Annotated in this window: 18 protein-coding genes; 12 read left to right on the top strand and 6 right to left on the bottom strand. The window is 73.4% G+C overall.

Annotated features, from left to right (window positions below):
- Positions 1-194 precede the first annotated feature (194 nt).
- Genes BLT39_RS12870 through BLT39_RS12860 form a run of 3 tightly spaced genes read left to right on the top strand, consistent with a single transcriptional unit; the run spans position 195 to position 2590 of the window.
- The gene (locus BLT39_RS12870; RefSeq protein ID WP_091063693.1) at positions 195-959 is read left to right on the top strand and encodes a COG4705 family protein; all 765 of its coding nucleotides are present in this window, start codon (positions 195-197) and stop codon (positions 957-959) included.
- Positions 956-1789, top strand: a complete 834-nt coding sequence (locus BLT39_RS12865) for an undecaprenyl-diphosphate phosphatase (RefSeq protein ID WP_091063690.1) — start codon at positions 956-958, stop codon at positions 1787-1789. Before BLT39_RS12870 ends, BLT39_RS12865 begins: the two co-directional genes overlap by 4 nt.
- A gap of 24 nt (positions 1790-1813) precedes the next feature.
- Positions 1814-2590 (top strand): ABC transporter permease, encoded by a 777-nt coding sequence (locus tag BLT39_RS12860; protein WP_091063687.1) that lies wholly within the window; start codon positions 1814-1816, stop codon positions 2588-2590.
- A gap of 161 nt (positions 2591-2751) precedes the next feature.
- Here the strand turns inward: BLT39_RS12860 and modA are convergent, their stop codons facing one another.
- Positions 2752-3573, bottom strand: coding sequence for a molybdate ABC transporter substrate-binding protein (gene modA / locus BLT39_RS12855; RefSeq protein ID WP_091063683.1), 822 nt, complete (start codon positions 3571-3573; stop codon positions 2752-2754).
- A gap of 209 nt (positions 3574-3782) precedes the next feature.
- On the bottom strand, positions 3783-5258 hold the full coding sequence (locus tag BLT39_RS12850) for an aldehyde dehydrogenase (RefSeq protein WP_091063680.1): 1476 nt from the start codon (positions 5256-5258) through the stop codon (positions 3783-3785).
- A gap of 245 nt (positions 5259-5503) precedes the next feature.
- Here BLT39_RS12850 and BLT39_RS12845 point away from each other — a divergent pair, with 245 nt between their 5' ends.
- Positions 5504-6757, top strand: coding sequence for a sigma-54-dependent transcriptional regulator family protein (locus BLT39_RS12845; RefSeq protein WP_091063677.1), 1254 nt, complete (start codon positions 5504-5506; stop codon positions 6755-6757).
- A gap of 42 nt (positions 6758-6799) precedes the next feature.
- Here BLT39_RS12845 and BLT39_RS12840 read toward each other — a convergent pair whose 3' ends face one another.
- A complete protein-coding gene (locus BLT39_RS12840) occupies positions 6800-7009 on the bottom strand; it encodes a TOBE domain-containing protein (RefSeq protein WP_091063674.1) in 210 nt (69 codons plus the stop codon).
- Between the two features lie 246 nt (positions 7010-7255).
- Between BLT39_RS12840 and exaC the strand changes: the two genes are divergently transcribed.
- Together exaC and BLT39_RS12830 are read left to right on the top strand one after the other, a co-directional pair.
- A complete protein-coding gene (gene exaC / locus BLT39_RS12835) occupies positions 7256-8779 on the top strand; it encodes an acetaldehyde dehydrogenase ExaC (RefSeq protein ID WP_091063670.1) in 1524 nt (507 codons plus the stop codon).
- Positions 8779-9243: a DUF779 domain-containing protein gene (locus tag BLT39_RS12830; RefSeq protein ID WP_091063666.1), complete on the top strand. Its 465-nt coding sequence runs from the start codon at positions 8779-8781 to the stop codon at positions 9241-9243. Before exaC ends, BLT39_RS12830 begins: the two co-directional genes overlap by 1 nt.
- 20 nt (positions 9244-9263) lie before the next feature.
- Here the strand turns inward: BLT39_RS12830 and BLT39_RS12825 are convergent, their stop codons facing one another.
- The 3 genes from BLT39_RS12825 to BLT39_RS12815 form a co-directional block, all read right to left on the bottom strand.
- Complete coding sequence (locus BLT39_RS12825; RefSeq protein WP_207507932.1) at positions 9264-10574, bottom strand: MFS transporter; 1311 nt, start codon at positions 10572-10574, stop codon at positions 9264-9266.
- A complete protein-coding gene (locus tag BLT39_RS12820) occupies positions 10571-12004 on the bottom strand; it encodes a sensor histidine kinase (protein ID WP_207507931.1) in 1434 nt (477 codons plus the stop codon). Before BLT39_RS12820 ends, BLT39_RS12825 begins: the two co-directional genes overlap by 4 nt.
- 83 nt (positions 12005-12087) lie before the next feature.
- Positions 12088-12765 (bottom strand): response regulator transcription factor, encoded by a 678-nt coding sequence (locus tag BLT39_RS12815; RefSeq protein ID WP_091063660.1) that lies wholly within the window; start codon positions 12763-12765, stop codon positions 12088-12090.
- A gap of 89 nt (positions 12766-12854) precedes the next feature.
- Here BLT39_RS12815 and BLT39_RS12810 point away from each other — a divergent pair, with 89 nt between their 5' ends.
- The 6 genes from BLT39_RS12810 to BLT39_RS12785 all read left to right on the top strand — a co-directional run bounded on the left by BLT39_RS12810 (position 12855) and on the right by BLT39_RS12785 (position 18002).
- A complete protein-coding gene (locus tag BLT39_RS12810) occupies positions 12855-13814 on the top strand; it encodes an ABC transporter ATP-binding protein (protein ID WP_091063656.1) in 960 nt (319 codons plus the stop codon).
- Complete coding sequence (locus BLT39_RS12805) at positions 13811-14692, top strand: ABC transporter permease (RefSeq protein WP_091063654.1); 882 nt, start codon at positions 13811-13813, stop codon at positions 14690-14692. Before BLT39_RS12810 ends, BLT39_RS12805 begins: the two co-directional genes overlap by 4 nt.
- Before the next feature lie 2 nt (positions 14693-14694).
- Positions 14695-15144, top strand: coding sequence for a hypothetical protein (locus tag BLT39_RS12800; protein WP_091063651.1), 450 nt, complete (start codon positions 14695-14697; stop codon positions 15142-15144).
- Positions 15141-15776, top strand: coding sequence for a phosphatase PAP2 family protein (locus BLT39_RS12795; protein WP_091063647.1), 636 nt, complete (start codon positions 15141-15143; stop codon positions 15774-15776). Before BLT39_RS12800 ends, BLT39_RS12795 begins: the two co-directional genes overlap by 4 nt.
- Positions 15773-16414 carry a DedA family protein gene (locus BLT39_RS12790; RefSeq protein WP_091063643.1) on the top strand — a complete coding sequence of 214 codons (642 nt, stop codon included), beginning with the start codon at positions 15773-15775 and terminating at the stop codon, positions 16412-16414. Before BLT39_RS12795 ends, BLT39_RS12790 begins: the two co-directional genes overlap by 4 nt.
- Positions 16415-16763: 349 nt before the next feature.
- Complete coding sequence (locus BLT39_RS12785; protein WP_131801488.1) at positions 16764-18002, top strand: hypothetical protein; 1239 nt, start codon at positions 16764-16766, stop codon at positions 18000-18002.
- The last annotated feature ends 93 nt before the right edge of the window (positions 18003-18095 follow it).

The raw sequence follows: 18095 nt of genomic DNA, 5'->3' as shown, positions 1-18095 counted from the left end.
CGGTGGGCGGGGTCACGGGCCTGGCCCTGCACTGGGGGCGCGGATGGCGGGACGCTCCCCCACCGGAGCCGGGCGACCGTTCAGGTCGTCGTCAGGAACAACCCCGCACCATCACCGCGGCCCTCGTCACCGACGCACCGGCCGACGGGCTCAGCGCCGAGCTCCCCCCTCGACACCATGCCCTGGAGCAGCCCGTGCCGCAGCACGCCCCGACCACCCGCCACCGGGTGCCGGTCACCGCCGTCAAGGTCCCCGCCGTCACCGCTGTGTTCTGGCTGATCAAGCTCCTGACCACCGGCACCGGCGAGGCCGCCGCCGACGGCGCCGCCCTGGCGAACCTGCCGGTGGCCGTCGCGGTCTCCGGGGTCGGCCTGGTCACGGCCCTGTGGTGGCAGCTGCGCGCCGACCGGTTCCACCCCGGCCGCTACTGGACCACGGTCACGATGGTCGCGGTGTTCGGCACGATGGTGGCCGACGGCCCGCACGTCGTCCTCGGCCTGCCCTACACCGTCACCGCCGGGCTGGCCGCCGCCACGCTGGCCGTCGTCTTCGCGGTCTGGCACCGCCTCGAGGGCACCCTCGACGTGCACAGCATCACCACCCGGCGGCGCGAGGTCCTCTACTGGGCCGCGGTGCTGACCACCTTCGCGCTCGGCACCGCCCTCGGTGACCTGGCCGCCGTCGTCTGGCACCTGGGGTTCGCCGGCTCGATCGTGCTGTTCGGCGTCGCCATCGTCGTCCCGTGGGTCGCCTGGGCCCGGTTCGGGCTCTCGCCCGTGGTCGCGTTCTGGGCCGCCTACGTGCTCACCCGCCCACTCGGCGCCTCGATCGCCGACTGGCTGGGCAAGCCCGCGGAGCTGGCCGGCGGCCTCGGCCTGGGCGACGGCCCCGTCGCGGTGACCGGTCTGGTGCTCATCGCCGTCCTCGTGGGGACGACGGCCCGGCGGGTGACCCGGTGAGCTGGCTGGAGGCCCTCGTCCTGGGCGTCGTGCAGGGGCTGACCGAGTTCCTGCCGGTGTCCTCGAGCGCGCACCTGCGCATCGTCGGCGCCCTCGCCGGCTGGCCCGACCCGGGTGCGGCGTTCACCGCGATCATCCAGATCGGCACCGAGCTCGCCGTGCTGGTCTACTTCGCCCGCGACATCGCCCGCATCGTCGCGGCCTGGTGCTCGGCGCTGGTGCACCGGGAGCGCCGCGGCGACCCCGACGCCCGGATGGGCTGGCTGATCATCGTCGGCAGCATTCCCATCGTGGTGCTCGGCCTGCTGCTGCAGAACACCATCGAGACCACCTTCCGCGACCTGCGCATCGTCGCCACCGCGCTCATCGTGTTCTCGCTGTTCCTGCTGGTCGCCGACCGGGTCGGCCGCAAGCAGCGCACGCTGGACCAGCTCACCGTCGGGCACGGCGTGGCCTTCGGGCTCGCCCAGGCCCTCGCGCTGGTCCCCGGGGTGTCCCGATCCGGCGGCACCATCACCGCCGGGCTGCTCCTGGGCTACACCCGAGAGGCCGCGGCGCGGTACTCCTTCCTGCTCGCCGTCCCTGCCGTGCTGGGGTCGGGCGCCTACCAGGCCTACGACGCCCTGCACGGCGCCACCGCCGGCGCACCCGTCGCCTGGGGCCCGACCGCGCTGGCCACCGTGGTGTCCTTCGGCGTCGGGCTCGCCGTGATCGCGTGGCTGCTGCGCTACCTGCAGCACGGCAGCTTCGTGCCCTTCGTCGTCTACCGGGTCGTGCTCGGCGCCGTGGTGCTGGGCCTGGTGTCCGGCGGTGTGCTCGCCGCCCGCTGACCGGGTGCGGCGAGGATGACCGGCATGGGGTCCTCCGTCGTCACCCTGGGCCCGGGCCTGCTCGTCGCGCTCGCCGCGCTGCTGGTGCTCGCCGCCGTCGTCGGGCGGCTGTCCGGCCTGGGGCAGCAGCGCCCGGTCGTGTGGGCCGTGCTGCGGGCCACCGCCCAGCTGGCCGCGGTGTCCTCGGTCATCGTGGTGGTCGTCCGGTCGCTGTGGACCTCGGCCGCGTTCGCCGCCCTGATGCTGCTCGTCGCGGCGGCCACCTCGGCCGGCCGGGTCACCGGCGGGCCGGCGTGGGGCCGGGGGTCACCCCGCAGGGCGGCGGTGCTCGCCGCGCCGATCGCCGCCGGCGTGCTGCCGGTGCTGGGCCTGGTGCTGGCCAGCGGGTCGGTCCCGCTGCGCGGCGTGGCCGTCGTCCCGGTCGCGGGCATCGTCATCGGTGGGGCGATGACCGCCACCTCGCTGGCCGGACGGCGGATGCTCGACGAGCTCGAGCAGCGCCATGGCGAGGTCGAGGCCGCCCTCGCCCTGGGGTTCCTGCCCCGGGACGCCGCGATGCTGGTCGCGCAGCCGGTGGCCGCCACCGCCCTGGTCCCCGCGCTGGACCAGACCCGCACCGTCGGCCTGGTCACCCTGCCCGGCGCCTACGTCGGCGTCCTTCTCGGCGGCGGCGGCGCACTGCAAGCCGGCGCTGCCCAGCTGCTCGTCCTCGTCGGCCTGCTGGCAGCGGAGGTCATCGCGGTGTGGATCGTCTGCGAGGAGGTCGCCCGGGGTTGCCTCCGCCGGACGGAGCTCAGCTGAGCTGAGCCGCGGCGCCCGGTTCGGATCACGACGAAATGCCACTGCAGCACTGACAACCGGAATGGTTGTCGGCGTCCCCGACCGGCCGGAGACGCCCGGTCACCTCGATCGACGGATGATGGTGCGGCGAACGTGCGGCCGTCGCACCATCACCCGATGGTTCAGCTAGCGGGGCTCCGGAACCCGGCGTCGGTGAGCGCCTGCTGACCGGCCTCGGACTCCACCAGGTCCAGGAACGCCTGCGCGGCCTCCGGGTTCTGCGTCCCGTCGAGGGTGCAGATCGGGTACTCGTTGACCGCGTCCTCGGCCTCGGGGAACTCGATGCCCTCCACCTGGTCGCCGGCGGCCTGCACGTCGGAGGCGTAGACCAGCGCGGCGTCGACCTCGCCGAGCTCGACCTTGGTCAGCGCGGCCCGCACGTCCTCCTCCAGCGTGTCGGGCTGGGCGGTGATCCCGGCGGCCTCGAAGACCTGCTCGGCGGCCGCACCGCACGGCACGTCGGGCGCGCAGATCGCCAGGGTGAGGTCGGGGTTGGCGAAGTCCGACAGCCCGGTGACGTCGGCCGGGTTGCCCTGCGGGACCGCGATCTCCAGGACGTTCTCGGTGAACACGGTCGGGTCGTCGCCGTTGAGCCCGGCGTCGGTGACGACCGTCATCTGGGTCTGGTTGGCGCTGGCGAACACGTCGGCGGGGGCGCCCTGGGTGATCTGGGTGGCCAGCGCCGAGGAGCCGGCGAAGTTGAACGTGATGTCGAGGTCGGGGTTGTCGGCCATCAGCTGGTCGCCGAGGTCGGTGAAGACGTCGGTGAGGCTGGCCGCGGCGAACACGGTCAACGTGCCGCTGAGGTCGCCGCCGTCGGAGCTGCTCGCAGCAGCCCCCGAGGAGGACGACGCGGACGAGGTGTCCGAGGACGACGAACCGCCGCACGCGGTCAGGGTGAGCAGGCCGGCGACGGCCAGGACGGGGAGGGCACGGAAGCGCACAGCTGGGCCTTTCACAGGGAGCAGACAGAGGCGCCATTAGAACGCATCCGCGGTTCTCAGGCCGGATTGAGCCCGTAGCTGCGGCTTTCCGGGCCCGAGCCGCTCACGGTCCTGTGCGCGTGTGCCGACCGCGCGCCATGGCCCATCTGCTGCGGGGGCCTAGCTAGACCCCCGCAGCAGGCGTAGAGCGCCCCTGCCCCGCGCTGCTCCTACGCCAGCTGGTCGGCGCTGACGAAGACCGACTTGTACTCGAGGTAGTTGTTGAGCGCCTCGGGGCCGAGCTCGCGGCCGATGCCGCTGGCCTTCATCCCGCCGAAGGGCGAACCGAGGTCGAGCTGGTAGTAGTTCACCCCGATCGTGCCGGTCCGCACCTTGCGGGCGACGTCGATGCCGCGCCCCTCGTCGGTGGTCCAGACCGAGCCACCGAGGCCGTACTCGCTGTCGTTGGCGATCGCGATGGCCTCCTCCTCGGTGTCGTAGGGCATGACGGCGTAGACGGGACCGAAGACCTCCTCGCGGGCGAGCTGGTCGCCGTTGTCGACGTCGGCGAACACGGTGGGCTCGACGAACCAGCCCCGGTCCAGACCGGCGGGCCGGCTGCCGCCGGTGATCAGCCGAGCACCGGAGGCCTTGCCGATCTCGATGTACTTGTTCACCCGCGCCAGGTGGGTCTCGCTGGCCATGGGTCCCAGCGTCGTGGACTCCTCCAGCGGGTTGCCGACGACGAGTCCGCGGCAGTAGTCAGCGAGGGCGTCGGTGACCTCGGCGTAGCGGCTGCGCGGGGCGAGGATCCGCGACTGGGTGGTGCAGGTCTGCCCGTTGTTCATGAACGAGGCGCCGTCGAGGTTGGCCAGGAAGGTGTCCATGTCGGCGTCGTCGAGCACGATGGCCGCGGACTTGCCGCCGAGCTCGAGGGTGACGCGGCGGATCAGGCGGCCGCACTCGGCGCCGATGGTGCGGCCGGCTGCGGTGGAGCCGGTGAAGGCGACCTTGTCCACCAGCGGGTGGCTGACGAGTGCGGCGCCGGCCTCGCGGCCTGCGAGGACGATGTTGAGCACGCCCGGGGGCAGCCCGGCCTCCTGCGCTGCGTCGGCGAACACGTAGGTGTCCAGCGCGGTCTCCGGAGACGGCTTGAGCACGATCGTGCAGCCCGCGGCGAGCGCGGGGGCGATCTTCATCATCGCCAGCACCTGCGGGTAGTTCCACGGCGTGATGGCCGCGACCACGCCGACCGGTTCGCGGCGGACGATGGTGGCACCGCTCAGGCTGGGTCGTACGGACTCGAAGTCGGTCTGGCGGGCGATCTGGGCGTACATCTGGAGCAGCCCGGCCGGGGCAGCGCCGTTGAAGGCGTTGGACAGCGTGATGGGCATGCCGTTCTCGCGGCTGACCAGGGTGCTGGTGGCGTCGGCGCGCTCGGACAGTGCGGCTGCGAAGCGTTCCATGACCTGGGCGCGCTCCTCGGCCGTGGTCCGGCCCCACGGGCCCTCGTCCAGCGCACGTCGGGCGGCGCGGACGGCGGCGTCGATGTCGGCCTCGGTCCCCAGGGACGCGACCCCGATGACCTCCTCGCTGTGCGCTTCCAGAGCGGTGTGCTGCTCGGTGCCCTGGGGGGCGACCCACTCGCCGTCGATGAAGAAGCGGGTGCGGTCGAACTCGGTGCGACTCTCCTCGATGAGCGTCACGTCAACTCCTCAGCTGGGGCCGGGTGGGCCTCGGGGTGGGGCCGGACGGGAGTGACCGGCAGCACACATCATGCGCACGCATCTGCGGGCCCTGGCGAGCGTTGGCTCCGCTCAATCGTGGATAGTGGCCGGAAGTCACCGCTGACGCGGATCCGGAACGTTGCAGGGGAGGTTGCACGATGGCAGCCGGACTACCCGATCCCGGTGCGCGGCGTCCTCGGTTCGCCCTTCCCCCGCACCTGCCGTTGGACGACGCGGGCGCCGTCGAGGAGGCCCGTGCCTGGCTGTTCGCCCTCGGTCCGGAGGCAGGCGTCGATGCCGCGCCGCCGGCCATCCGGGAGGAGATCTGGACGTCGTGGCTGCGGTCGCTGTGCGCCGGCGCGGACCCGTCGCTGACCTCAGCCCCGGTCGTGCGCGGACCGTCGGAGGTGGCATCCATCCGTGCCGCTGGGCCGTGGCCGGCCGCCGTCGCCCGCCTCGAGCGCGACCTGGTCGAGGACGCCGCCGCCGACCAGCTGCTGGTGGTGCTGTGCGACGTCGACGGCGTCGTCGTGTGGACCGGGGGCTCCTGGACCATGGGCCACCGGACCGCCTCGATCGGCCTGGTGCCGGGGGCGAGCTGGGCGGAGGGCACCGTCGGCACGAACGCGCTGGGGACGGCGCTGGTGACCGGCGCTCCGGTCCAGGTGCTGCGCGGGGAGCACCACCTCGGCCCGGCCCGGGCCTTCGCCGGCGCTGCGGCCCCGGTGCGGGACCATGCAGGTGGCCTTGTCGGCGCAGTCGGGGTCGTGGGCGGGGACCACGTGGCGACACCCCTGGCCCTGGCACTGGTGCGGTCGGTCGCCGGCGGGCTGGGTCACGACGTCACCCCGGCCGGAGGACAGGGGCACCCCGGCGACGTGGGTGCGGCCGCGACGCACCTGCACGTGCTGGGGCGGGAACGCGGCGTCCTGGAGGGCCCGCACGGCAGCGTGGAGCTGTCACCCCGGCACTCGGACCTGCTGCTGAGCCTGGCACTCGCGGCCGACCGGGGCACCGGCCGCTCCGCAGGGGAGCTGGCCGCTGAATGCTGGGACGCCGCCGTCCCCGAGGCGACGGTGCGCGCGGAGATGCACCGGCTGCGGCGGGCGGTGCCCGGCCTGCTGCCGAACTCGCACCCCTACCGGCTGCACCACCGCCTGGCCGTCGACGCCCTCGACGTGCTGGCCCTGCTGCGGCGGGGGGCGCACCGGCAGGCGGTGCAGGCCTACCGTGGGCCGCTGCTGGCCCGCTCGACCGCGCCCGGCACGCGGGCGTTGCGGGAGCGGGTGGCCGAGCACCTGCGGCAGGGCCTGGTGGCCCATGCCCGGACCGACGTCCTGATGGAGTTCGCCGAGCGCAGCGGGGAGGACGCCGTCCTCTGGCAGGCGGTGGTCGACCGGTTGCCGTCGGGGACGGCCCGCCACACCGCGGCGCTGCTGCGGCTGGACGAGATTGAACGCCGGCTCGTCCAGTTCTGACCGTGCCGGAGGAGGACTGCGGCCCTCCTCCGGCGGGGTGGATCAGTCCTCGACGCCGAGCATGACCTCGGTGGACTTGACCAGGGCGACGACCTTCGATCCCACGGTCAGGCCCAGCTCCTCGACGGCCTCCTTGGTGACGGCCGCGGTCACCTCCTGGCCGGAGACATCGACCTTGACGGTGGTCATGACCGAGCCGACGTTGATGGCGGTGACGGTGCCGGCGAGCTGGTTGCGGGTGGACAGGCGCACGGATGCTCCTCAGACGTTCGCGGATGGTGTTCCCCGACCGTAAAGGCCCGGTGAGCAGCGTGTTCGCTGCGATCCGCACACGCGGCCGGGGCGCCGGGGACCGTGCCGCAGCACCGACGCCGGTGTGGCACAGATCGCTTTCCGTTGCCCGTACGTTGTCGGTGCGACCCCGCTGCAACCCCGTCTGGACCCACCCTGTGGTCACCGCCGGTGGTTCCCGGCGTTCCCCGGTCGAGGAGGACCACGATGGCCGTCTACCCGGCACCCGGCAGCAGCGAGAGCAGCGTCGCGGTCAAGCCCCGCTACGACAACTGGATCGCCGGGGAGTGGACCCCGCCGGCCAATGGCCAGTACTTCGACAACCCGACCCCGGTCACCGGCGCGGTCTACACCCAGGTCGCCCGCGGCACCGCCGATGACGTCGAGAAGGCCCTCGACGCCGCCTGGGCCGCGTTCCCTGCCTGGGGGAAGACTTCGGTCGGTGAGCGCGCCGGCATCCTGCTGAAGATTGCCGACCGCATCGAGGCCAACCTCGAGGACCTCGCCGTCATCGAGTCCTGGGACAACGGCAAGCCCATCCGGGAGTCCCTGGCCGCGGACCTCCCGCTGGCCATCGACCACCTGCGCTACTTCGCCGGCGCCGCCCGCGCCCAGGAGGGCGGCATCTCCCAGGTCGACGAGGACACCGTCGCCTACCACTTCCACGAGCCCCTGGGCGTCGTCGGGCAGATCATCCCGTGGAACTTCCCGATCCTGATGGCGATCTGGAAGCTCGCCCCCGCACTTGCCGCCGGCAACTGCGTCGTCCTCAAGCCGGCCGAGCAGACCCCGGTCTCGATCCTGCACCTGGTCGAGCTGGTGGCCGACCTGCTCCCCGCCGGGGTGCTCAACGTGGTCAACGGCTTCGGGGTGGAGGCCGGCAAGCCGCTGGCGTCCTCCTCCCGGATCCGAAAGATCGCCTTCACCGGTGAGACCACCACCGGGCGGCTGATCCTGCAGTACGCCAGCCAGAACCTCATCCCCACCACCCTGGAGCTGGGCGGGAAGAGCCCGAACATCTTCTTCGCCGACGTGATGGCCGAGCACGATGCCTTCCAGGACAAGGCGCTCGAGGGGTTCACGATGTTCGCCCTCAACCAGGGCGAGGTGTGCACCTGCCCGTCGCGGGCGCTCATCGAGCGGCCCATCTACGACGACTTCCTCGAGCTGGGTGCCATCCGCACCAAGGCCGTCCGGCAGGGCGACCCGCTGGACACCGACACGATGATCGGCGCGCAGGCCAGCAACGACCAGCTCGAGAAGATCCTGTCCTACATCGAGTTCGGCAAGGGCGAGGGCGCCCGCCTGGTCACCGGCGGCGAGCGGGCCATGCTCGGCGGCGACCTCAACGGCGGCTTCTACGTCCAGCCCACGATCTTCGAGGGCCACAACAAGATGCGGCTGTTCCAGGAGGAGATCTTCGGCCCCGTGCTGTCGGTGACCTCCTTCGACGGCTACGACGACGCCATGTCCATCGCGAACGACACCCTCTACGGCCTGGGCGCCGGCGTCTGGTCCCGCAACGGCACCACCGCCTACCGCGCCGGCCGCGAGATCCAGGCTGGCCGGGTGTGGACCAACTGCTACCACGCCTACCCCGCGCACGCGGCCTTCGGCGGCTACAAGGCCTCCGGCATCGGCCGGGAGAACCACAAGATGATGCTCGACCACTACCAGCAGACCAAGAACCTGCTGGTCAGCTACTCCGACCAGGCGCAGGGCTTCTTCTGATGGCCGGCCCGCTCACCCAGGTCGAGCGGGTCGCGATCACCCCGGAGGCGGCGGACGTGGTCCGCCGCCTCCGGGCCACGCACGGCCCGCTGATGTTCCACCAGTCCGGCGGCTGCTGCGACGGGTCGGCACCCATGTGCTACCCCCGGGGTGACTTCATCGTGGGGGACGACGACGTCCTGCTCGGCCTGGTCGACGACGCCCACCCCGGCGCGCCCTCACCCGCCCACACGGCCGGGACGCCGATCCCCGACGACTTCTCGCCCGTCTGGATTTCCGGCCCGCAGTTCGCCCTGTGGGAGCACACCCAGCTGCTGCTCGACGTCGTCCCCGGCCGCGGCGCCGGCTTCAGCCTCGAAGCCCCCGAAGGCGTCCGCTTCCTCACCCGTAGCCGCGTCTTCGACGACGCCGAGCGCGCCTGGCTCGACGCCTGCCCCGCACCCCGCGGACGCGACATCAGCTGACCGTCGAGACATCGCCGCCTTCAAGACGAGGGACGGTGGGCAGCCTCACCGGCTGTCTGCTGACCGGGTCCCGAGACCGGTGCCGGCCCAGTCCGGAAATGTTGCGAGCGCAGCGTGACGAGCAGCAAGCACCCGGCCCCCACTTGGAGGACGGCGACGACGCCGGCCAGCAGCGGCACCGAGCGTGCGTACAGCCCACCGGCCAGCGCGCCGCCCGCGACCGCGGCGACTCCTTGCACCGCGGCGAACATCCCGTAGGCGGTGGCCCGCCGGGTTGCCGGGACCAGCTGAGCGACGAGCGCCTTGACGGTGGAGTCCTGCAGCCCGGTGGCCGCGCCCCACACGAGCACGCCGACGAGCACCACCGGCCAGGAGCCCGCGAAGGCGAGGGGCGGCACCACCGCCACCAGGACCGGCACGAGAACCATCGTCCGGGCGCCCCACCGGTCGTGCGCCCAGCCGACGCCGAGGGCGGCGACGGCAGCCGCCGCCATCGCCGCGGCGTAGACGACCGGCACCGCGGCCGTCGGGACCAACTGGTCGGTGACCAGGTGGTAGCTGATGACCCCGAAGGTGACCAACCCCGCGGTCGTCAGCGCGGCGCAGCCGCTGAACGACCAGAAGGCCCTCGGCAGGCCGCGGTAGACCGCGGAGAACGGCGCGCGCGGGCGCGGCCCGGCCTCGAGCGTCTGCTCGCGCAGCGGGTCACCGACCCGCCGCCGCAGGAATGCCAGCAGAGCGATGCTGGCTGCCCCGGGCAAGGTCAGCGCAGCCATCGCGGGCCACAGCGCCCCGGTGCCGGCCACCAGCGCCGCCACCAGGAGCGGACCGGAGAACGCGCCGACCTGGTCCAGCGCCTTGTGCACGCCGAACCCGCGGCCGAGCCCCACCGGGCCGGCGGCGTGGGCGAGCAGGGTGGACTTGGCCGGGCTGCGCACTGCCTTGCCCGCCCGCTCGGCGAGGACGAGGACGCAGGCGACGGCGAGCCCGGCGGCGCCGAGGAACGGGGTCACCGCCAGCAGCGGTACGCAGACCGCCGTCAGCCCGTAGCCGGCGATGGTGGCCCGCCAGTAGTTGCCCGAGCGGTCCACCCGGGCGCCGAAGGGCAGCCGCAGCACGAGTGCCGCGGCCTCCCCGAGCCCGGTGACGAGGCCGACGAGCAGCGCCGAGGCGCCGAGGGAAGCGAGCAGCGGACCGGTGATCGACCGGGCACCTTCGTAGACCATGTCCGCAGCCAGGCTGACCACGCCGAACCCGGCGACCGCCCGCCACGCCGACCGGGCGGAGGCGACCTCGGGCGCGGCCCCCGACGTGGGGCCGAGGTCACTCACGTGGCCGCTCCGGTGTCGGCGGGGTCGACCACGGGCAGCAGGACGGTCACCGTCGTCCCGCTGCCGGGGTGTGCGCAGGGCAGGTCGTGGCGCTGCTCGTACCGGTGGTGCGCACCGGATGAGCACAGCCGCAGTTCGCCCCCGGCCCGGTCGACGAGTTCGTGCACCAGGGACAGGCCGAGTCCGGCGCCCGGCCTGCCGCGGGCGTCGTCGGTGCGGCTGAAGCGCTCGGCAGCGTGCGGCAGGAAGCCGACCGGGATCCGTCCGCCGTCGCTGACGGTCAACACGGCGACGGCGCCCTCCGGTGCGGGCGCGGCGCGCACCGCGACCTGGACGGGGGGTGCGCCGTGCACCGCGGCGTTGCCGAGCAGGTTGAGCAGCACCTGCCGCAGGGCGGCGTCCGGCACGGGGACGGGCACCGTCTCCGTCCCGGCCATGTCCACCGACCACGTCGCGGGGAGGCGGGCGCCCGGCGCGTGGTCGCCGGTCGGGGTCAGCCGGGCGACGACGGAGCGGACGTCGCCGGTCTCGCTCGGCCCCTGGGCCGGCGCCCCGGTCGCCACGCCGATCTGCAGCAGCTGCTCGGCGAGGTCGGTGAGCGCGACCACGTCGGTCTGCAGGTCCCGCAGGACGGCCTCGTGCTCCTGGGGCGACCGTGGCCGGCGGAGGGCGAGCTGCACCCGCGTGGACAGCAGGGTCAGCGGGGTGCGCAGCTCGTGGCTGGCGTCGTCGAGGAACCGGCGTTCGCGGGCGAGGGAGCGGTCCAGGGCGTCGAGCATGTCGTTGAGGGTGTGCCCGAGGCGGGTGATCTCGTCGTCCCGTTCGGTGGGGACGTCGAGACGCACGCCGGTGGCACCGGAGGCGATGGAGCGGGCCCGCGCCCGGTAGCGCTCGACGGGTGCGAGGGCGGCCTTCGCCAGCCGTTCACCGACCACCGCGGTGATGACGAGCGCGCCGAGGCCGGCGATGGCGAGCTGGCCGAGCAGCTCGCGGAGTGCTTCGTCGCGTTCGTCCCGGCGCAGGCCCACGACGAGGACGGCCGCCGGTCCGGACCCCGGCACGGGGGTGGCGAGCAGCCGCAGGGGCCGCTTGCTGATGGGCAGCAGCAGCCCGATGTCGGAGTACACCGGACCCCGCTGGGCTGCCTCGACGTCGCCCGCGTCCAGGACCGGGGCGTCCCCCAGGCCGGGACCGGCCGACAGCACCCGCCCGGTGCGGTCGAGCACCTGGTGCTCGCTGACCCCTGGTACGGCCGCGTCGAGATCCGACGTCCGGAGCGTGCCGTCGGGCTGGACGAGCGGGCTGAGGACGTCGGCCTCGGCGGCGAGGTCGGCGTCCAGCCGCTGGTCCAGGGCGTACTCCACCCGCCAGTAGATGAAGCCGCCGGTGGCCAGCAGGACGACGGTCATCGCCGCGGTGAAGCCGGCCACGAGCCTGGCGCGCAGGGGCAGCTGCCTGGCCCACCGTCGCAGACGGCCGGGCCGGGACGCGGGGCGGGCGGGTCCGGTCGCGGTCATCCGCCGGCCGGGTCCAGCCGGTAGCCGACGCCGCGGACGGTCTGGATGGCCGACCGCCCGAAGGGGGAGTCGATCTTGGCGCGGAGGTTGGCGACGTGGACGTCGATGACGTTGCTGGACAGGTCGGTGTTCCCGTCCCACACCTCGTCCAGGATCGCGAAGCGCGTGACGTGCCGGCCGGCCCGCTGCAGCAGGAGCACCAGGATGGCCAGCTCCCGGGCCGACAGCTGCACCTCCCGCGCGCCGCGCAGGACGCGACCGGACTCGGGGTCGACCACCAGGTCCCCGGCTCGCAGCGCGACGACCGCGCTCGGGGTGGCACGGCGGTGCAGGGCCCGCAACCGGGCCAGCAGCTCGTCGACCTCGAAGGGCTTGGCCAGGTAGTCGTCAGCGCCGGCGTCCAGACCCTGCACCCGGTCGGGCAGGGTCGCGCGGGCGGTGAGCATGAGCACCGGCGTGGCGTGCCCCTCGGCCCGCAGCGCGGTGAGCACGTCCGGGCCCTCCAGACCCGGCAGCCCCCAGTCCAGGACGAGGACGTCGTGCCCACCGCTGCGCACCGCCGCCAGCGCCGCGGGACCGTCCGGGACCGCCGTCGCCGTCCAGCCGGCCTCGACCACCACCTGGACGAGGAGGTCGGCCAGCCGGCCCTCGTCCTCGGCGATCAGCACCCGCACGGTGGCCAGTGTGCGCCCGCCGTCCGGCCCTCCCGTGGGGCGTGCCGGCCTTCATCGTCACTTCATGCCGCCTCCCTAGCGTCGCCGGCGTGACAGATCAGCTGGCCGTCCGCATCGAGGGGCTCACGAAGCGGTACGGGTCCCTCACCGCCGTCGACGGCATCGACATCGCCGTGGCCGAGGGCGAGGTCTACGGCGTCCTCGGTCCCAACGGCGCCGGTAAGACCACCGTGCTGCGCATGCTGTTCGGGCTCATCCGGCCCGACGCCGGCGTGCTGGAGGTCTTCGGCCGCTCCTGGGAGCAGAACGGGACCGACACCCTGGCCGGGGTCGCCGGGTTCATCGAGAGCCCGAAGTTCTACCCGTACCTGACCGGCCGGAAGAACCTGCAGCTGCTCGCCGGCCTGGACGGCGGGGCCGCCCGGGAACGCATCGACGAGGTCCTCGACGTCGTCGACCTCACCGGCCGCGACCGGGACAAGGTGGGCGGCTACTCCTTCGGCATGCGCCAGCGCCTCGGGGTGGCGGCGTCCCTGCTGCGCGACCCGCGGCTGCTGGTGCTGGACGAACCGGCCAACGGCCTGGACCCCGCCGGCATCCGCGACATGCGCGCCCTGGTGCACCGCCTGGCCGACTCCGGTCTCACCGTCCTGCTGAGCAGCCACGACATGGCCGAGGTCGAGGAGATCTGCGACAACGTCACGATCATGAAGACCGGCTCGGTCGTCTACCACGGCACGATCAGCGCACTGCGCGCCCAGGCGCCCCCGCAGGCGCACCTGCTGCGCACGACCGACGACGCCGCCGCGGCGCGCCTGGCCGCCGGGGCCGAGGGCCTGTCCGTCGCCACCGCGGAAGGCCAGCTGGCCGTCCGCGGCACCCAGGACGCCATCGACGCCTACGTGCGCACCCTGGCCCTGGCCGGGATCGCCCCCCGCAGCCTGACCCTGGGCGAGGCCCCCCTCGAGGCCCTTTTCTTCATGCTCACCGAGGCCAGCCCCGACAGCCCGCCGCACGGCACCCGCACCGACCAGGAGGCCCTGTCGTGACCACCGCACGCGCACTCCCCACGACGCCGGCCGGTCCCGGCCACGCCGGCCCGTCGCCGGCGCGCCCGGCCGGGGTCGGCACCGCCTACCGGTGGGAGATCACCAAGCTGGCCGCCCTCGTCCGGACCCGCGCCGCACTGGCTGCGGCCCTGGTCCTGCCCCCGCTGGTGGTGCTGGTCCTGAACGGCCAGACCCCGCCGGTGGACACCCTCTACGGCCGGTACGTCCACGACAGCGGCTACGCCGTCCCGCTGCTGCTGCTCGGGTTCGCCACCCAGTTCGTCTACCCGCTGCTCACCAGCCTGGTGGCCGGGGACATCTTCGCCAGCGAGGACCACTTCGGGACCTGGAAGACCGTGCTCACCCGCTCGGTCAGCCGCAGCCAGGTCTTCTGGGCCAAGACGCTGGCCGCGTCCACCTTCGCCGTCGTGCTGCTCGGCGTCCTCGCGACCAGCTCGATCGTGTCCAGCCTGCTGCTGGTCGGTCACCAGCCCCTGACCGGCCTCACCGGGCAGACCATCGCGCCCGGCCGCGCTCTCGGGCTGGTGGCCGCCGCGTGGGCCACCGACCTGCCCCCGCTGATCGGCTTCACCGCCCTGGCGATCCTGCTGTCGGTGGTGTCCCGCAACCCCGCCGTCGGCGTCGTCGGACCAGTCGTCATCGGCTTCGTCATGAGCCTGGTCGGGTCCGTCGGCGGCATCGGCCTGCTCCGCCCGGCGCTGCTCACCACACCGCTGGAGTCCTGGCACGGCCTGTTCACCGACCCGTCCTTCCACGGGGTCATCTGGCAGGGCGTCGCGGTGTCCGCCGTGTGGACCGCCGTGTGCCTGTTCCTCGCCTACTCGTCGCTGCGTCGCCGCGACATCACCGGAGGCTGACCGTGAAGTTCCTCAAGCCCACCCTCGCCACCGTCGGCGTCCTCGCCGTCGCCGGCGCCCTCACCGCGTTCGGCAGCCCCGACGTCACCCAGCCCCGCGTGCAGGACTCGGTGACGACGACGTTCGTCAACCTCTACCTCGACCAGCAGCGCCTGCTCGGCGACGACCAGGTCACCGCCGACTCGATGGCGCCCAGCACCACGTGCGACCGCCACAACGGCGCCGTCGCGCCGGTCGGGCCGGGGACGGACTGGATCTGCATGATCACCTGGAACGACGCCACCGGGACCTCCCAGGAGGGCAAGTTCGAGGTCCAGGTCCACTCGAACTCCTGCTGGACCGCCTCCGGCCCAGCAAAGATCGTCGGCTCGTTCACCATCACCGACGCGCAGGGCAACGAGGTCACCAACCCGGTCAACGCCTTCGACGGATGCTTCGACCCCTCGTCATGACCACCCTGCGCCGCCTCGACGACCAGCTGCTGTTCGAGGTCAACCACATCGCCCGCTCCACACCGGGGCTGCACGGGGTGGTCCTCGGCTACGCCACCTACGGAGTGGTGCTGTTCGCCGTGCTCCTCATCCTGGGCCTGCTCGCCACCCGGTCCGGCAGTGACCGCCAGCTCGCAGCGGCCGGCTGGGCGGCCGGGGCCCCGCTGATCGCCGTCGGGCTGAACCAGCCGCTCGTCGGTCTCGTCGCCGAGGCCCGGCCCTACACCAGCCACCCGGGAGTGCTGGTCCTGGCGACCCGCAGCTCGGACTACTCCTTCCCCTCCGACCACGCCGTCATGGCCGGGGCCGCAGCGGCCGGCCTCTGGCTGGCGTCGCGCCGGCTCGGGTGGGTCGCGCTGGGAGCTGCACTGCTCATGGCGTTCGCCCGGGTGTACATCGCTGCTCACTACCCGTGGGACGTCGCCGCCGGCCTCCTGGTCGGTGCCGTCGTCACCGTCGTCGGCTGGGCCCTGCTCCGCCGACTGCTGACCACGCTCACACAGCGGCTTCGTCGGCAACCGGGGCTGTCGAGGCTGTTCCCTGACCCAGCCGCCGGTAGAGCCGGTACGCCCGCCGGAGCAGCAACCGCATGAGTGGCTGGATCGAGCGCATCCTCGGCCTGCCCGGTTGGCTGGTGCTCGTCATCGCCGGCGCGGTCGTCTTCGCCGAGGACGCGCTCTTCGTCGGGTTCGTCATCCCGGGCGAGACCGTGGCCTTCCTCGCCGGGGCGGCCGCGAAGGTCGGCAACGCACCAGTGGCGGGGGTGGTCGTCGTGGTCGTCATCGCTGCCGTCCTGGGCGACACCGTCGGGTACCAGGTCGGCAAGCACGCAGGTCCGCGGGTTCTCCGCCTCCGGGTCCTCGACAAGCGGCGACCGAAGATCGATCAAGCCCAGGCGTTCTTGGCCCGCCGCGGCGGCAGCGCCGTCTTCCTCGGCAGGTGGGTCGCCTTCTTCCGCGCAGTGATGCCGTTCCTCGCCGGCTCCTCCCGGATGCCCTACGGCACGTTCCTGGCCTGGAACGCCGCCGGCGGCCTCGCCTGGGGCGCAGCTGTCACCCTGCTCGGATTCGCCGCCGGAGCCTCCTACGCCCGCGTCGAGAAGACCTTCGGCCGGGACGCTGCACTCGTCGTCCTGGGCGTCGCGATCGTCGCCCTCGTCGTCTGGCGAGTCCGCGAGCACCGGTCCGAACGCAAGGCCAACGATCGAGCGCCCGTCAGACGTCCACGTTGAACCCCGGACCGCAGGTCGAGGGACCGGGTGCTGGGTTGTGGCCGCCGCGTCCGCCCGCGATCGATGGGCCAGCGACCACACTGCGCAGGGCAACGGCGACCGCTGGACCATCGCCGCCGTCCGACCCTCCGGTGCCGTGGACGTCGTCCACACCAGCACCGCTGCACTGGTCACCCTGCCGCCCGACTACGTCGCCGCTCACCTCGCCCTCGGCTACGCCACCACCGTCCACGGCGCCCAAGGCGTCACCGCGGACACCAGCTACACCGTCGTCGCCGGCACCGAGTCGCGTCAGCTGCTCTACGTCGCGCTCACCCGCGGCCGGCACACGAACCACGCCTTCGTCACCGTGACCGGCGACGGCGACCCCCACACCGCTATCACCCGCGACGGCGTCCTTCCCCCCACCGCGGTGGAGGTCCTGCGGCGCATCCTGGCCCGCGACGACGCACCGACGACGGCCACCCGCATCGCCGCCGACCAGCACGACCCGGCCTTGCAGCTCGTGACCGAGGTCGGCCGCTACGTGCACTCGCTCACCACCGCCGCGGAGGACCAGCTCAAGGCCGACGAGCTGGCCGCCATCGACCGTGCCGCCGAGACCACCGTCCCGGGCCTGACCAGCGCACCGGCCTACCCCACGCTGCGAGCAGCCCTGACCCTGCACGCCGCCGCCGGATACGACCCAGTCCGGGTCCCGCGCGAGGCCGCCGACGACCCGCGCGGCCTGCAGGACGCCGCCGATGCGGCCGCAGTTCTGGACTGGCGCATCGGGACACCGGCACCGGATGACCCACCGCCCCTTCCCTGGCTCCCGGCGATTCCCCACCCGCTCGCCGGCGATCCGATCTGGGGTGGCTACCTGGCCCGCCGGGTGGAGAGGGTGCGGGACCACGCTCAGGCCGTCGCGAACACCGCGGCAGGATGGACCACTGTCACGGCACCGGCCTGGGCGCGGCCACTGACCGGCGATCCGGAGCTCGTCCGTGACCTCGCGGTCTGGCGGGCTGCCACCGGCACCGACCCCTCCGACCTCCGATCAACCGGCGCCACGAGCACCATCGCCACCGACGCAGCCCACCAACAGCAGCTCGATGACAGCGTCGGCCGCTGCGTCGGCAGCAGGACCCCGGACTCCGGACGCTGGGCCGAGCGCCTTCGCGACGCCGCGCCCGACATCACGGCGGATCCCCACTGGCCGGTCCTGCTGGACCAGCTGGCCGATCTTCAGATGGGCGACCCGGCCAGTGCGTCCCTGCTGGCTGCGATGACCGCGACATCGCTGCCCGACGAGCTGCCGGCGGCTGCCCTGTGGTGGCGTCTTGCCGAACATGTGCAACCCGGCGCAGCGCCCCCCGACCCCGGCGGCCAGGACCTGGACATCCCCGCCCCTGTGGCTCCCGCGGCGACCCTGGTCATGGGTGCGCCCTCGCTGGGCGGCGTCGTGGACGCGGACGAACCAGCCGGCGTCGCCGAGCACCAGCTCGAGCCGCCGACCCAGATAGGGCGGTTGGTGGCTGCTGCGCTGCGCCACGACCGCAGTGTTCTGACGCACCGCACCCCTGCTCGTCCGGGGCCCCGTCGCTGAATGCATCTTCATCTCCTGCAGTCCCCGGCCGCCCGCTCGGTCGGGGTGACGTGCGTGCAGTCGGCCGGGCAGCAGATGTCACCCCGGCGCAAC

This window comes from Klenkia brasiliensis (genome assembly GCF_900100695.1).
Classification (GTDB): Bacteria; Actinomycetota; Actinomycetes; order Mycobacteriales; family Geodermatophilaceae; genus Klenkia; species Klenkia brasiliensis.
The sequence above is the reverse complement of the archived record's forward strand: the minus strand, read 5'-3'. Positions and strand labels throughout refer to the sequence as shown.